10 protein-coding genes and 2 pseudogenes are annotated in these 12,302 nt (G+C 54.6%); 6 read left to right on the top strand and 6 right to left on the bottom strand.

Annotation, left to right across the window (positions count from 1 at the left end; genetic code table 11):
- Positions 1–152: 152 nt before the first annotated feature.
- A complete protein-coding gene (locus FGL10_RS08495) occupies positions 153–1,580 on the bottom strand; it encodes an alanine/glycine:cation symporter family protein (RefSeq protein WP_003707264.1) in 1,428 nt (475 codons plus the stop codon).
- A 158-nt stretch (positions 1,581–1,738) separates the two neighbouring features.
- On the opposite strand from FGL10_RS08495, the gene pdxA reads away from it, so the two are divergent.
- A complete protein-coding gene (gene pdxA, locus FGL10_RS08490; RefSeq protein ID WP_003707266.1) occupies positions 1,739–2,728 on the top strand; it encodes a 4-hydroxythreonine-4-phosphate dehydrogenase PdxA in 990 nt (329 codons plus the stop codon).
- A gap of 745 nt (positions 2,729–3,473) precedes the next feature.
- Here pdxA and FGL10_RS13035 read toward each other — a convergent pair.
- Positions 3,474–4,271 (bottom strand): annotated as a pseudogene (locus FGL10_RS13035) (Rne/Rng family ribonuclease); the annotation flags it as partial.
- Positions 4,272–4,378: 107 nt separating this feature from the next.
- A pseudogene (locus FGL10_RS08485) lies at positions 4,379–6,236 on the bottom strand (Rne/Rng family ribonuclease); the annotation flags it as partial.
- A gap of 493 nt (positions 6,237–6,729) precedes the next feature.
- Between FGL10_RS08485 and FGL10_RS08475 the strand changes: the two are divergent.
- The 3 genes from FGL10_RS08475 to FGL10_RS12125 all read left to right on the top strand — a co-directional run bounded on the left by FGL10_RS08475 (position 6,730) and on the right by FGL10_RS12125 (position 9,108).
- Positions 6,730–7,722: an RluA family pseudouridine synthase gene (locus FGL10_RS08475; protein WP_036475222.1), complete on the top strand. Its 993-nt coding sequence runs from the start codon at positions 6,730–6,732 to the stop codon at positions 7,720–7,722.
- A gap of 65 nt (positions 7,723–7,787) precedes the next feature.
- Positions 7,788–8,942 (top strand): lipid-A-disaccharide synthase, encoded by a 1,155-nt coding sequence (gene lpxB, locus FGL10_RS08470; RefSeq protein WP_003709346.1) that lies wholly within the window; start codon positions 7,788–7,790, stop codon positions 8,940–8,942.
- A gap of 7 nt (positions 8,943–8,949) precedes the next feature.
- Positions 8,950–9,108 carry a hypothetical protein gene (locus FGL10_RS12125; protein ID WP_003709344.1) on the top strand — a complete coding sequence of 53 codons (159 nt, stop codon included), beginning with the start codon at positions 8,950–8,952 and terminating at the stop codon, positions 9,106–9,108.
- A 50-nt stretch (positions 9,109–9,158) separates the two neighbouring features.
- Here the strand turns inward: FGL10_RS12125 and FGL10_RS08465 are convergent, their stop codons facing one another.
- Positions 9,159–9,548, bottom strand: coding sequence for a DUF596 domain-containing protein (locus FGL10_RS08465; protein WP_003709343.1), 390 nt, complete (start codon positions 9,546–9,548; stop codon positions 9,159–9,161).
- Positions 9,549–9,770: 222 nt separating this feature from the next.
- Between FGL10_RS08465 and FGL10_RS08460 the strand changes: the two genes are divergently transcribed.
- Positions 9,771–10,181: a hypothetical protein gene (locus FGL10_RS08460; RefSeq protein ID WP_003709341.1), complete on the top strand. Its 411-nt coding sequence runs from the start codon at positions 9,771–9,773 to the stop codon at positions 10,179–10,181.
- Positions 10,182–10,439: 258 nt separating this feature from the next.
- On the opposite strand, the gene dapB is transcribed toward FGL10_RS08460, so the two are convergent.
- Both dapB and FGL10_RS08445 read right to left on the bottom strand, forming a co-directional pair.
- The gene (dapB, locus tag FGL10_RS08450; RefSeq protein WP_003709339.1) at positions 10,440–11,249 is read right to left on the bottom strand and encodes a 4-hydroxy-tetrahydrodipicolinate reductase; all 810 of its coding nucleotides are present in this window, start codon (positions 11,247–11,249) and stop codon (positions 10,440–10,442) included.
- A gap of 9 nt (positions 11,250–11,258) precedes the next feature.
- On the bottom strand, positions 11,259–11,636 hold the full coding sequence (locus FGL10_RS08445; protein ID WP_003709336.1) for an outer membrane protein assembly factor BamE: 378 nt from the start codon (positions 11,634–11,636) through the stop codon (positions 11,259–11,261).
- 218 nt (positions 11,637–11,854) lie between these two features.
- On the opposite strand from FGL10_RS08445, the gene fur reads away from it, so the two are divergent.
- Positions 11,855–12,289, top strand: a complete 435-nt coding sequence (gene fur, locus FGL10_RS08440; protein ID WP_036469811.1) for a ferric iron uptake transcriptional regulator — start codon at positions 11,855–11,857, stop codon at positions 12,287–12,289.
- The last annotated feature ends 13 nt before the right edge of the window (positions 12,290–12,302 follow it).

The raw sequence follows: 12,302 nt of genomic DNA, 5'->3' as shown, positions 1-12,302 counted from the left end.
TTTCAGACGGTATTCCAAGCAGGATGCCGTCTGAAAAACGAAATGGATTCAAAAGTAAAGGGTTGGGATTGTACGCTTGTTCGCCCTGTTTTTACAGTGCGCGGAAAGGGAAAAGCCGCTTCGCGGGGAAGCGGCTCCGGTAAGGGCGGGATTTACCAAACGTCGGATTTGATGCGGCGTTTCAGGCCCGGATGTTCGGAAAGTTTGAACTCGGGGTCTTTGCCCATTTTCAGCTTGGCTGTGTAATCGCGCAGCAGCATAAACGCCAGTGGCGAGAGCAGCAGGATGGCGACAAGGTTGATCCACGCCATAATGCCCATCGCCATATCCGCCATATCCCAGACCAAAGGCACATTGGCAACCGCACCGAAATAGACCCACGCCAAAACCAGCATACGGAAGACGGCGGTAATCAGCCAATGGCTTTTGATGAATTGGACGTTGGACTCGGCATAGGCATAGTTGCCGATAACGGTGGAAAAGGCAAACATAAACAGAATGACGGCGAGGAAGCCCGCGCCCCATTGCCCCACTTGGCTGACAATCGCCGCCTGCGTCAGCGCCGCACCGCTCAAATCGCCGTAAGGCTGTTGGTAAATCAAGATGATGAAGGCGGTGCAAGAACAAACGATGATGGTATCGACAAACACGCCCAGCATTTGAATCATACCTTGCGAAACAGGGTGTTTCACTTCGGCGGCGGCGGCGGCGTTCGGCGCGGAACCCATACCCGCCTCGTTGGAATACAGGCCGCGTTTGATGCCCATCATCATCGTTTGCGAAATCAGACCGCCGAGTAAGCCGCCTGCTGCCGCGTCGAATTTGAACGCGCCCGAAAAAATCTGACCGAACACGTCCGGAATCATCGGAATATTGGTCAAAATGATGAAAAGCGCGATAAAGAGGTACAAAACCGCCATCAGGGGGACGACGATTTCCGCCGCTTTAGATACGCGCCTGATGCCGCCGAAGATAATCGGCGCGGTTAAAATCACCAGGGCGACGCCGACATAATGAGGCTCCCAGCCCCACGCCGCTTTGACGGTATCGGCAATGGTATTGGTCTGAACCGCTTCAAACACAAAGCCGAAACAGAAAATCAGACTCAGGGCGAACAACACGCCCAGCCATTTCTGTCCCAGCCCTTGAGTGATGTAGTAGGCGGGGCCGCCCCGGAAATGGTGGTTGTCGTAGTCGCGGACTTTAAAGAGCTGCGCCAGCGAAGATTCGACAAACGCCGAACTCATACCGATTAAGGCGGTTATCCACATCCAAAACACCGCGCCCGGCCCGCCGACTTTGATGGCGATTGCCACGCCCGCGATATTGCCCACGCCCACGCGGCTGGCAAGGCCGGTTACAAATGCCTGAAACGGCGTGATGCCGTGAGGGTCGTCCCCCTGTTTGCGGCCGCCGAGCATTTCTTTGATGCTGCGCCCGAACAGGCGGAATTGGACAAAGCCCGTGGTTACGGTGAAGAAAAGCCCCGTACCCAAAAGCATATAGACCAAGTATGACCACATCGGATCGTTGATGGCGCCGACCCAGCCGTGCAGCCATTCGGTAAAGTTCTCGTTCATATCGCTTCCTTAAAGTTGAAACCCGCACATATGGCGGTATGTAAGCAGGGTTTAAATTTTGTAAACGCCCATTCTAGCAGATTGTCAACAAAATCAGAAAAATTTACATCGCCGCGCGGCTGCGGCGTTAGAATCGCATTTTGTTTGGAGCAAACACGATGAAACAGCCTGTTTTTGCCGTTACTTCCGGCGAGCCTGCCGGCATCGGCCCCGATATTTGTTTGGACTTGGCATTTGCACGCCTGCCCTGCCGCTGCGCGGTATTGGGCGACAAAAACCTGTTGCGCGCGCGCGCCGAAGCCTTGGGCAAAAGCGTCGTCTTGCGCGACTTCAATCCGGAATCAGGCGGTGCGGCATACGGCGAGCTGGAAGTGCTGCACATTCCGACCGCCGAAGCGGTTGCGGCAGGGCGGCTCAATCCCGCCAACGCCGCCTATGTGCTGCAACTTTTGGACACCGCGCTCGCAGGCATTTCAGACGGCATTTTCGACGGCATCGTTACCGCGCCGCTGCACAAAGGCATCATCAACGACGCGCGCGCAAGCACAGGTTTTTTCAGCGGGCACACCGAATATCTGGCGGAAAAAAGCGGCACGGGGCAGGTCGTGATGATGCTTGCCGGCAAAGGCCTGCGCGTCGCCCTCGTAACGACCCACCTGCCGCTGAAAGACGTTGCCGCCGCCATCACGCAACCGCTGATTGAAAGCGTCGCACGCATTTTGCATCACGACTTAAAACACAAATTCGGCATCAAAAATCCCAAAATCCTAGTCGCCGGACTCAACCCCCACGCCGGCGAAGGCGGACACCTCGGACACGAAGAAACCGACACCATTATCCCCGCGCTCGAAAACCTGCGCCGCGAAGGGATAAACCTCGCCGGCCCGTATCCGGCGGACACATTGTTCCAACCGTTTATGCTCGAAGGTGCGGATGCCGTATTGGCGATGTACCACGACCAAGGGCTGCCCGTGTTGAAATACCACAGCTTCGGACAGGGCGTGAACATCACACTGGGGCTGCCCTTTATCCGCACCTCCGTCGATCACGGCACCGCGCTCGATTTGGCGGCAACCGGCAGGGCGGACTCCGGTAGCCTGACTGCCGCCGTCCGAACTGCCGTCGAGATGGCGCGCGGCAGCCTTTAAAGATGATAAAAGACCCGTCATTCCCGCGCAGACGGGAATCCAGACCTTCGGGCGGCGGTAATATTCAAAGATTATCTGAAAGTTTGAGGTTCTAGATTCCCGTTTTCACGGGAATGGCGAAAGGTTACGGGAATCCGGCTTGTTCGGTTTCGGTTTTTTTTTTGAGGTTTCGGGCAACTTCTAAACCGTCATTCCCGCGCAGGCGGGAATCCAGACCATTGGACAGTGGCAATATTCAAAGGTTATCTGAAAGTTTGAGGTTCTAGATTCCCGTTTTCACGGGAATGACGGAGTTTCAGACGGCATCGTCCGCTGCCGTCATTCCCGCGCAGGCGGGAATCCAGACCTTCGGGCAGCGGCAATATTCAAAGGTTATCTGAAAGTTTGAGGTTCTAGATTCCCGTTTTCACGGGAATGACGAAAGGTTGCGGGAATCACGGGAATGGCGGGATGTGGATTTTTGTGTTGATTTGATGCGGTGGGAATGTTATGGGTAGGACGGATGTGGCGGGATTGTCGGAGACGGTGGGATTGGCGGGCTGAAGCCCGCCCCTACAGTCAAACCTACAGACCCTACGGCATACTGCGCGCGGCAGGCGACGGCAAGGGAAAACAGGCAGGAATAAAAAACGCGTCCCAAAAATAAAAAATGCCGTCTGAAGCTTGTTCAGACGGCATTGCAGGTATCCGAATCTATGTAAAAAAGAGGTTCTGCGGAACAGAACCTTTTTTTGCCGCCGCCGGTTCAGCCTTGCCGGGTTTCGACTTGGATCATTTCTTCGGCTGGGACGGTTGCGGCTTCAGACGGCTTGGGCTGTTCGGAACGACGTATGCCGCGTCCGGTTTGAACTTCGGGTTGTGCCGCCCACGCCTTCAATGCGGCAGGGTCGGTTTCAATCAGGACGAGTCCGCCGGTTTGTACGGTTTCCCGTGCCTGTTTCACCGCAGCCGTAAAGGTTGCGGTTTCAGACGGCATTTCCTGTGCTGCGGCTTCCGGTGCCGTGCCTTCGGGAAGGATGGCGGCAACGGCCTGACGGATTTTTTCTGCCGCATCATAAACCGGTGCATCGCCGTTTGAAACGGCGGGAGATGCTGTCGGAACGTCCCTTTCTGCAACCGGTCCGGCAATGCTGACGGTAATCGGAGCATTTGCATCGTTTTCGCCGAAAACGTGCGCGGCGGCGGAACGGACTTTGTCGGCGGTATCGTGAATATTCAGGTACTGCTCGATTTTGGCGGCAGACGGAATATTGCGTTTTTTGCCGTTTTGACGGCGGTCGCGCTGATTGTTGCGCTCGCGGCGGTCGCGTTGGTTGTTGCGCTCGCGTTGGCGGCGTTCGTTGCCTTTCGGCGCATCGGCGCCGGCGGTTTGCACGCCCTCTTCCGCTACGTTGCCCGCTGCTTCGGACAAGGTTTCTTCCGCACGGTTTTCCGCCTGTTCGCGGTTGCGTTCGTTGCGGTTGTTGTTACGGCGGCGTTTGCCTTCTTGCGCCTGCACGGCCGGGCGGGCTTCGTTTTCAGACGGCGTTGCGGCGGCAAGTGTTCGGACTTCGGGGTTTCCGGCTTCCGCTGCGGCGTTGCGTTCGTTTTGGCGATTGCGGCTGCGGCGGTTGTCTTTGGCGTTGCGGGTTTCGTGTTCCGCCGCCTGATTGTCTGCCGCTTTGCCTTTGAAATCCGCCGTTTCGCGCACTTCCGCCCTGCCGCCGTCGTGCCTGTTGCCTCGGCGCGGGTTTTGGCGGCGGCTGCCGGTGCGGCGCGGCGCGTTGCGGTTGCCGCCGGAAATGCGTTTTTCGGAGGTTTCGGCAGCGGCCGGGGTTTCGGATGTGCCGCCGAAAATGCGTTTCAACCAAGCCTTGAAGCTGTCCCACCAAGAGGTTTTTTTCTCGGGGGCGGCAGTCGGGGCGGGGCTGGTGTGGCGCACGCCTTTGACGGCGGGTTCGGGACGGGCGGCTTTGGCCCTTTCGCTGCCGAACGGTTTGGCGGATTCGTCTTCTTCCGGCTCGGCAACGCGCTTGTAGCTCGGTTCGCCGTCTTCTTCTACGTCGTCGGTGCGGATGCGGTTGATTTCGTAGTGCGGATTTTCGAGGTGGATGTTCGGAATCAGGACGACGTTCACATCCAAACGCTCTTCCATCGCAAACAGCTCGGCGCGTTTTTCGTTCAGCAGGAAGGTGGCGACATCGACGGGCACTTGGGCGCGCACTTCGCCGGTGTTGTCTTTCATCGCTTCTTCCTGAACCATACGCAAAACGTGCAGGGCGGTGGATTCGATGCCCCGAATCACGCCGGTGCCGGCGCAGCGCGGACAGGCGACGTGGCTGCTTTCGCCCAAGGCGGGTTTCAGGCGTTGGCGGCTCAATTCCAAAAGGCCGAAACGCGAAAGTTTGCCCATTTGCACGCGGGCGCGGTCTTTTTTGAGCGCGTCGCGCAGGACGTTTTCCACATCGCGCTGGTGTTTGGGGTTTTCCATATCGATGAAGTCGATGACGACCAAACCGCCCAAGTCGCGCAGGCGCATTTGTCGGGCGACTTCTTCGGCGGCTTCCATATTGGTTTTGAACGCGGTGTCTTCGATGTCCGCGCCGCGTGTGGCACGGGCGGAGTTGACATCGATGGAGACGAGGGCTTCGGTGTGGTCGATGACGATCGCGCCGCCGGAAGGCAGGCTGACGCTGCGCGAAAACGCGCTTTCGATTTGATGTTCGATTTGGAAGCGGGAAAACAGCGGCGTGTGGTCTTCGTAGAGTTTCAGACGGCCTGCGTTGCCCGGCATAACGTAGCTCATAAACTCGGCAACCTGGTCGTAAACTTCTTGGTTGTCCACCAGAATTTCGCCGATGTCGGGACGGAAGTAGTCGCGGATGGCTCGGATGAGCAGCGAGCTTTCCATAAAGAGCAGGTAGGGGTCGTGATGCGCTTCGCCGGCTTCTTCAATCGCCTGCCAGAGTTGTTTGAGGTAGTTCAAGTCCCATTCCAACTCTTCCGCGCTGCGGCCGATGCCTGCGGTACGCGCGATGATACTCATCCCGTTCGGAATGTCGAGTTGCGCCATAGCGGCTTTGAGTTCTTGACGCTCTTCGCCTTCGATACGGCGGGATACGCCGCCGCCGCGCGGGTTGTTGGGCATCAATACCAGATAGCGTCCGGCGAGGCTGATGAAAGTGGTCAGCGCCGCGCCTTTGTTGCCGCGCTCGTCTTTTTCGACTTGGACGATGACTTCCATACCTTCTTTGAGCACGTCTTGGATGCGCGCGCGCCCGCCTTCGTAGCCGAGGAAATACGAACGCGATACTTCTTTAAACGGCAAAAAGCCGTGGCGGTCGGTTCCGTAATCGACGAAACACGCTTCCAGCGACGGCTCGATGCGGGTAATGATGCCTTTGTAGATATTGCCTTTGCGCTGTTCTTTGCCCAGCGTTTCGATGTCCAAATCCAGCAGGTTTTGTCCGTCGACGATGGCAACGCGCAGCTCTTCGGCCTGCGTTGCGTTGAATAACATTCTTTTCATGATCACCTCGTGGACGGGCGGCATTCGGGTGCGCCGGTCCGGTTCGGCATTCCGTAAGGCTGGGTTTTCCGATGTTTTCGGATAAAACCGGTAATCAGTTTTTGAGTTGAAAATCCGCAGGGATGCACGTTCCGGAGAACCGTGTGCGGAAGGGTCGGATACAGAAGGCTATAAAGATCGATGCGGCGGTTTGTCTGCCGCGTTCCGAACGCTGCGGTCGGAAAAATGGGGGCCGGCTTCTTCTTGTTATCGTGATGCCTGTGTTTTGGGCGGTTTGCGTTTGGGACTTGGGGTCCGGCTGCCGTCTTATTTCCGCGCCGAAACGGCAAAATCAATTCAAACTTGATTACGTTCTGCGCCTGCCGGCTGGGAACAGGCGCAGGGAAAATGCTTTGCGGAGTGCGTTTTTAATATAAAATTCCGTTTTAAAGTAAACCGTTTCAGGGGGGCGCGTCGGGCGCGTTTTCTGCTGAAACGGATGTTCGGATTATAGATGAAAACGCACGAAATAAGCAAAGGTTCGGTCAGCCTGATAGCGGTTGCCGAACACGAGGCGGGGCAACGCCTTGATAACTATCTGATAAAAATCCTCAAGGGCGTGCCCAAGAGCCATATCCACCGCATTATCCGCGCCGGCGAGGTGCGCTTGAACAAGAAACGCTGCAAACCCGACAGCCGTATTGCGGAGGGGGATACGGTGCGGATTCCGCCTGTGCGCGTGGCGGAGAAGGAAATGCCGTCTGAAAGGCGTGCCGCCGTGCCGGCGCGCGAATTTGACATTGTTTACGAAGACGACGCGCTGTTGGTGATCGATAAGCCTTCCGGCGTGGCGGTACACGGCGGCAGCGGCGTGAGTTTCGGCGTTATCGAACAGTTGCGCCGCGCCCGTCCGGAGGCGCGTTATCTCGAACTCGTCCACCGTTTGGACAAGGATACGAGCGGTTTGTTGATGGTGGCGAAGAAACGCAGCGCGCTCGTCAAACTTCACGAAGCCATCCGTAACGACCACCCCAAAAAAATCTACCTTGCGCTGGGGGTGGGCAAACTGCCGGACGACAATTTCCATATCAAACTGCCCCTGTTCAAATATACCGGCGCACAAGGCGAAAAGATGGTACGCGTCAGCGAGGACGGGCAGTCGGCGCACACGGTGTTCCGTGTGTTAAGCCGTTTTTCAGACGGCATTTTGCACGGTGTCGGGCTGTCGCACCTGACTTTGGTGCGGGCAACGCTGAAAACGGGTCGCACGCACCAAATCCGCGTCCACCTGCAATCTCAAGGCTGTCCGATTGCGGGCGACGAACGCTACGGTGATTATCAGGCGAACCGGCGTTTGCAGAAGTTGGGTTTGAAGCGGATGTTTTTGCACGCGTCCGAGCTGCACCTGAACCATCCGCTCACGGGTGAGCCGCTGGTGTTGAAGGCGGAGCTGCCGCCGGACTTGGCGCAGTTTGCGGTGATGTTGGAAAACGGGACGAAAATGTGAACCCCGATGCCGTCTGAAGCCTTCAGACGGCATCGGGACGTGAAAGTATGTGAAGAAGAACGAATATGGTTGATAAAAAAAGCCCTTTGATTGCCGTCAGTGTCGGCGAAGCGTCGGGCGACCTGTTGGGGGCGCACCTGATATGCGCCATCCGAAAGCGTTGCCCGCAGGCGCGGTTTACCGGCATCGGCGGGGAACTGATGAAGGCGGAAGGTTTCGAGAGCCTTTATGATCAGGAGCGGCTGGCGGTGCGCGGCTTTGTCGAAGTGGTCAGGCGGCTGCCGGAAATTTTACGGATACGCAGGGGGCTGGTACGGGATTTGCTGTCGTTGAAACCTGATGTGTTTGTCGGTATCGATGCGCCCGATTTTAATTTGGGTGTGGCGGAGCGGCTCAAACGGTCGGGGATTCCGACCGTGCATTATGTCAGCCCGTCGGTGTGGGCGTGGCGGCGGGAACGCGTGGGCAAAATCGTGCATCAGGTCAACCGCGTGCTGTGCCTGTTCCCGATGGAGCCGCAGCTTTATCTCGATGCGGGCGGACGTGCGGAGTTTGTCGGTCATCCGATGGCGCAGCTTATGCCCTTGGAAGACGACCGTGAAACGGCGCGGAAAAATTTGGGCGTGGATGCCGGCATCCCCGTATTCGCCTTGCTGCCCGGCAGCCGCGTCAGCGAAATCGACTATATGGCGCCGGTGTTTTTTCAGACGGCATTATTGTTGTTGGAACGCTATCCCGCCGCACGCTTCCTGCTGCCTGCCGCAACGGAGGCGACGAAGCGGTGTTTGGCGGAAGTTTTGCAACGTCCGGAGTTTGCCGGATTGCCGCTGACGGTAACCGACAGACAGTCTGAAACGGTGTGCAGGGCGGCGGATGCGGTGCTGGTAACGAGCGGTACGGCGACTTTGGAGGTGGCGCTGTGCAAGCGTCCGATGGTCATCAGCTACAAGATTTCGCCGCTGACCTATGCTTATGTGAAACGCAAAATCAAAGTGCCGCATGTCGGCCTGCCGAATATCCTGTTGGGTAAGGAGGCCGTGCCGGAATTATTGCAATCTGAAGCAAAACCGGAAAAACTGGCGGCGGCGTTGGCGGACTGGTACGAACACCCCGATAAGGTTGCCGCGCTGCAACAGGATTTCAGGGCGTTGCACCTGTTGTTGAAAAAAGATACGGCGGATTTGGCCGCGCGCGCGGTTTTGGAAGAGGCGGGATGTTGAGCGGTTAATGGATTATTTTCCCGAAACAGCACGTATTACAAAAAAAGGGGGAGAAATTGTGATTAATGGCACATCAAACAATAAGTATTTAAGAGGAATTCCAAATGAAGCAGAACTGGTCCGAATGGGATTAAGGTTAAAATATAATGGTCTGTTAACTGATTAATTTTTGTTATATATGATTTATGATTATAGCTTATACTAATACTAATACGCTTACTTACCTTGTTTCATTTGTTCTTCGTAAATTTCTATTTTAGGCAATTGTGTCAGTTCAATAGGGCAAGTTGCGCCCCACCAAAAATGTTCTACATAAAACCAAGGATTATCTGGAAAATATAGCAACATCTCTTCCATATCCGGCCAAATTTTTCTTAATTCATCTACTTGTGTTTTTGGCGAACCGGTTAATATTTTTGGAGGATTTTCACGATAATCACATAATTCAATAACACCATCTGATAAAAGTTCGTCCAAAAAATCAAAAAATCTAATTTTTAAATTTGGATCTTTGATATCCATATTTAAATAATTTTTATAAACACCAAAAATACCACCTAAATATTCACAATATTCTAAAAGATTATATTTTATCTTCACATTCATAACGTAACCTTTATCTAAATTTTAATTCTAATCTTTGCCCACGTACTGAATCAGGTTGATTCCTAAACTCAATCGTCCATTTTGCTCCAGTTTGTTCTCAGCTAGTTGAAAAATTCCTTAAAATGAAGGAAGAGTTTAAACAACTGAAATTTCAGAAGAGTGATGGAAGCGACTTGAGCTCAACAGTCCTTAAAACCATTGTTTTTGAAAAGGTAAAATAATATGACAACTTATACTATTCCAAGAAAAGATTATCAATTTCTGTATATATTTGAAGGTGCTCTATTAAACTATACTTTGAAAAACGATGAATTCGATATCATCGTCAATTGTGTGGATTATCCGGATTTACCTCAAGAGCTTCCTACCCCCAGTTATTCAGACTGGGTAAAAATTAAATTCAAGCAGTTCAGCTATCTGAAATTTATCTATGGATACGCTACAAAGAGCCAAGATAAAGATATCGATAATATATTGGAGCTTGGAGAATTAAAGCAGGATGATGAAATCTTGGATTATGGAGGTACGCTGGAATTGATAGGCGGTAGGTATGATCTTCCGACCGGTTTTAGCATATATATAGTTTGCCGGGAAATAGAGTTAGAATTTTTAGATCAGGAGAGTTTCAATTAAATGAGCCGTAGCTTGTCATGCTGCGCAGGCAACTTTATCGTATTTCCTTTTCGGTTGAAACCCCGCCACTCGGACATCTGTCCTTCGGGGCGGTAGGATCAGACTTTATTTGGGAGGGGCGTAACCCCTTCCGAATCAGGACGACACATAGGGCGACGCTTTATGTGTCGTCCTGTGTGTTGAAACATATGCCGATACGGAGCCTGTCGGCAAAATGCCGTCTGAAAATATCTTTTCAGACGGCATTTTGTATGGGGGTTAACGGTTGTTCAGCCCGAGTACGTCCTGCATATCGTACAAACCCGTTTTACCGTTTACCCAAACTGCGGCGCGGACGGCGCCGGCGGCAAAGGTCATGCGGCTGCTTGCCTTGTGGGTGATTTCCACGCGTTCGCCGTCGGTGGCGAAGAGGGCGGTGTGGTCGCCGACGATGTCGCCTGCGCGGACGGTGGCAAAGCCGATGGCAGACGGATCGCGCGGGCCGGTGTGGCCTTCGCGGCCGTAAACGGCGCATTGTTTGAGGTCGCGGCCGAGCGCGCCGGCGATGACTTCGCCCATACGCAGGGCGGTGCCGCTGGGGGCATCGACTTTGTGGCGGTGGTGGGCTTCGATGATTTCGATGTCGTAGCCTTCGTTTAACACGTGGGCGACGGTGTCGAGGATGTGGAAGGTCAGGTTCACGCCGACGCTGAAGTTGGCGGCAAAGACAACGCCTGTTTTTTCGGCGGCAGCGCGGATGGCGGCTTTGCCCGCATCGTCGAAGCCTGTTGTGCCGATGATGATGCAGACACCTTTTTCCACGCATTTTTGCAGGTGTTTGAGGGTCGGATCGGGGCGGGTAAAGTCGATGAGTACGTCGCTTTGTGCGAGAACGGCGTCAACGTCGTCTGAAATGGCGATGCCGGTTTTGATGCCGGAAGAGAAGCCGGCATCCAAGCCTAAGACTTCTGAGCCCGAGTGTTCGAGCGCGCCGGAAAGGACGGTGTCGGGGTGGTTGTTGACGGCTTCGACGAGGACGCGTCCCATGCGGCCGTTTGCGCCGGCGATGGCGATTTTGAGCGGTGTCATACTTGTTCCTTACGGTTTGTCTGCGTGTTGTCCGGATTCGGGCGTTTCGGTGACGTTTTGAAGGACATTGCCTTCGGTGCGGGCGAGCACGCCGTTTTCAAAATAGACGGTCAGGTTGCCGCGTTCTTTGATGATGCCGTTGCGCGAGGTGTTGAAGGTGTAGTCCCAGCGGTCGGTGTGGAACGCGTCGCGCAACAGGGGGCTGCCGAGCAGGAGCAGGACTTGGTCTTTGGTCATACCGGGGCGGAGTGCGGCGGCGGCGCGGGGGTCGATTTCGTTGCCCTGTATGACTTTGAGCTTGTATGAGGGGAACAGCGAGGCGCGTTCGGCGCTGCACGCGGCAAGGCCGAGGAGGGCGGAAAGGGTGAGGATGAGGGTTTTGTTCACGGAAATGCCTTTCTGTGCAAATCGGGATGGCTAGTGTAGCACTGCTTGAATATTTTATAAAAGCGAACGATAATCATACGCCCGAGCGGTATCCGCCCTGTCCGCGCATCGGCCGACGGTGCGGTTTTACTATTGCAAACTGCTATGGTGCGATAGTGGGCAAACAGGCCGAAATTGCGTATTATAACGTCTATTGTTTTACAGGGATATTGAATATTATGGAAAAATTCAACAATATTGCACAACTGAAAGACAGCGGTCTGAAGGTTACCGGCCCGCGTTTGAAGATTTTGGATTTGTTCGAGACGCACGCGGAAGAGCATTTGAGTGCGGAAGATGTGTACCGCATTCTGCTGGAAGAGGGTGTGGAAATCGGCGTGGCAACGATTTACCGCGTGCTGACCCAGTTCGAGCAGGCGGGCATTCTGCAACGCCATCATTTTGAAACGGGCAAGGCGGTTTACGAATTGGACAAGGGCGACCACCATGACCATATCGTCTGCGTGAAGTGCGGCGAAGTTACGGAGTTCCACAATCCCGAAATCGAAGCCCTGCAAGACAAAATTGCGGAAGAAAACGGCTACCGCATCGTCGATCACGCGCTGTATATGTACGGTGTGTGCAGCGGTTGCCAGACTAAGGGCAAACGTTAAATCCGGACGGTTT

It is taken from the genome of Neisseria lactamica, assembly GCF_901482445.1.
GTDB classification, from domain to species: domain Bacteria; phylum Pseudomonadota; class Gammaproteobacteria; order Burkholderiales; family Neisseriaceae; genus Neisseria; species Neisseria lactamica.
The sequence above is the reverse complement of the archived record's forward strand: the minus strand, read 5'-3'. Positions and strand labels throughout refer to the sequence as shown.

Bases quoted from the DNA above. Each gene is read 5' to 3' on its own strand.
- FGL10_RS08465 (WP_003709343.1), bottom strand. From the start codon at position 9,548: ATGAATGTGAAGATAAAATATAATCTTTTAGAATATTGTGAATATTTA.
- fur (WP_036469811.1), top strand. From the start codon at position 11,855: ATGGAAAAATTCAACAATATTGCACAACTGAAAGACAGCGGTCTGAAG.
- FGL10_RS08475 (WP_036475222.1), top strand. From the start codon at position 6,730: ATGAAAACGCACGAAATAAGCAAAGGTTCGGTCAGCCTGATAGCGGTT.
- pdxA (WP_003707266.1), top strand. From the start codon at position 1,739: ATGAAACAGCCTGTTTTTGCCGTTACTTCCGGCGAGCCTGCCGGCATC.
- FGL10_RS08460 (WP_003709341.1), top strand. From the start codon at position 9,771: ATGACAACTTATACTATTCCAAGAAAAGATTATCAATTTCTGTATATA.
- lpxB (WP_003709346.1), top strand. From the start codon at position 7,788: ATGGTTGATAAAAAAAGCCCTTTGATTGCCGTCAGTGTCGGCGAAGCG.
- dapB (WP_003709339.1), bottom strand. From the start codon at position 11,249: ATGACACCGCTCAAAATCGCCATCGCCGGCGCAAACGGCCGCATGGGA.
- FGL10_RS12125 (WP_003709344.1), top strand. From the start codon at position 8,950: ATGGATTATTTTCCCGAAACAGCACGTATTACAAAAAAAGGGGGAGAA.
- FGL10_RS08495 (WP_003707264.1), bottom strand. From the start codon at position 1,580: ATGAACGAGAACTTTACCGAATGGCTGCACGGCTGGGTCGGCGCCATC.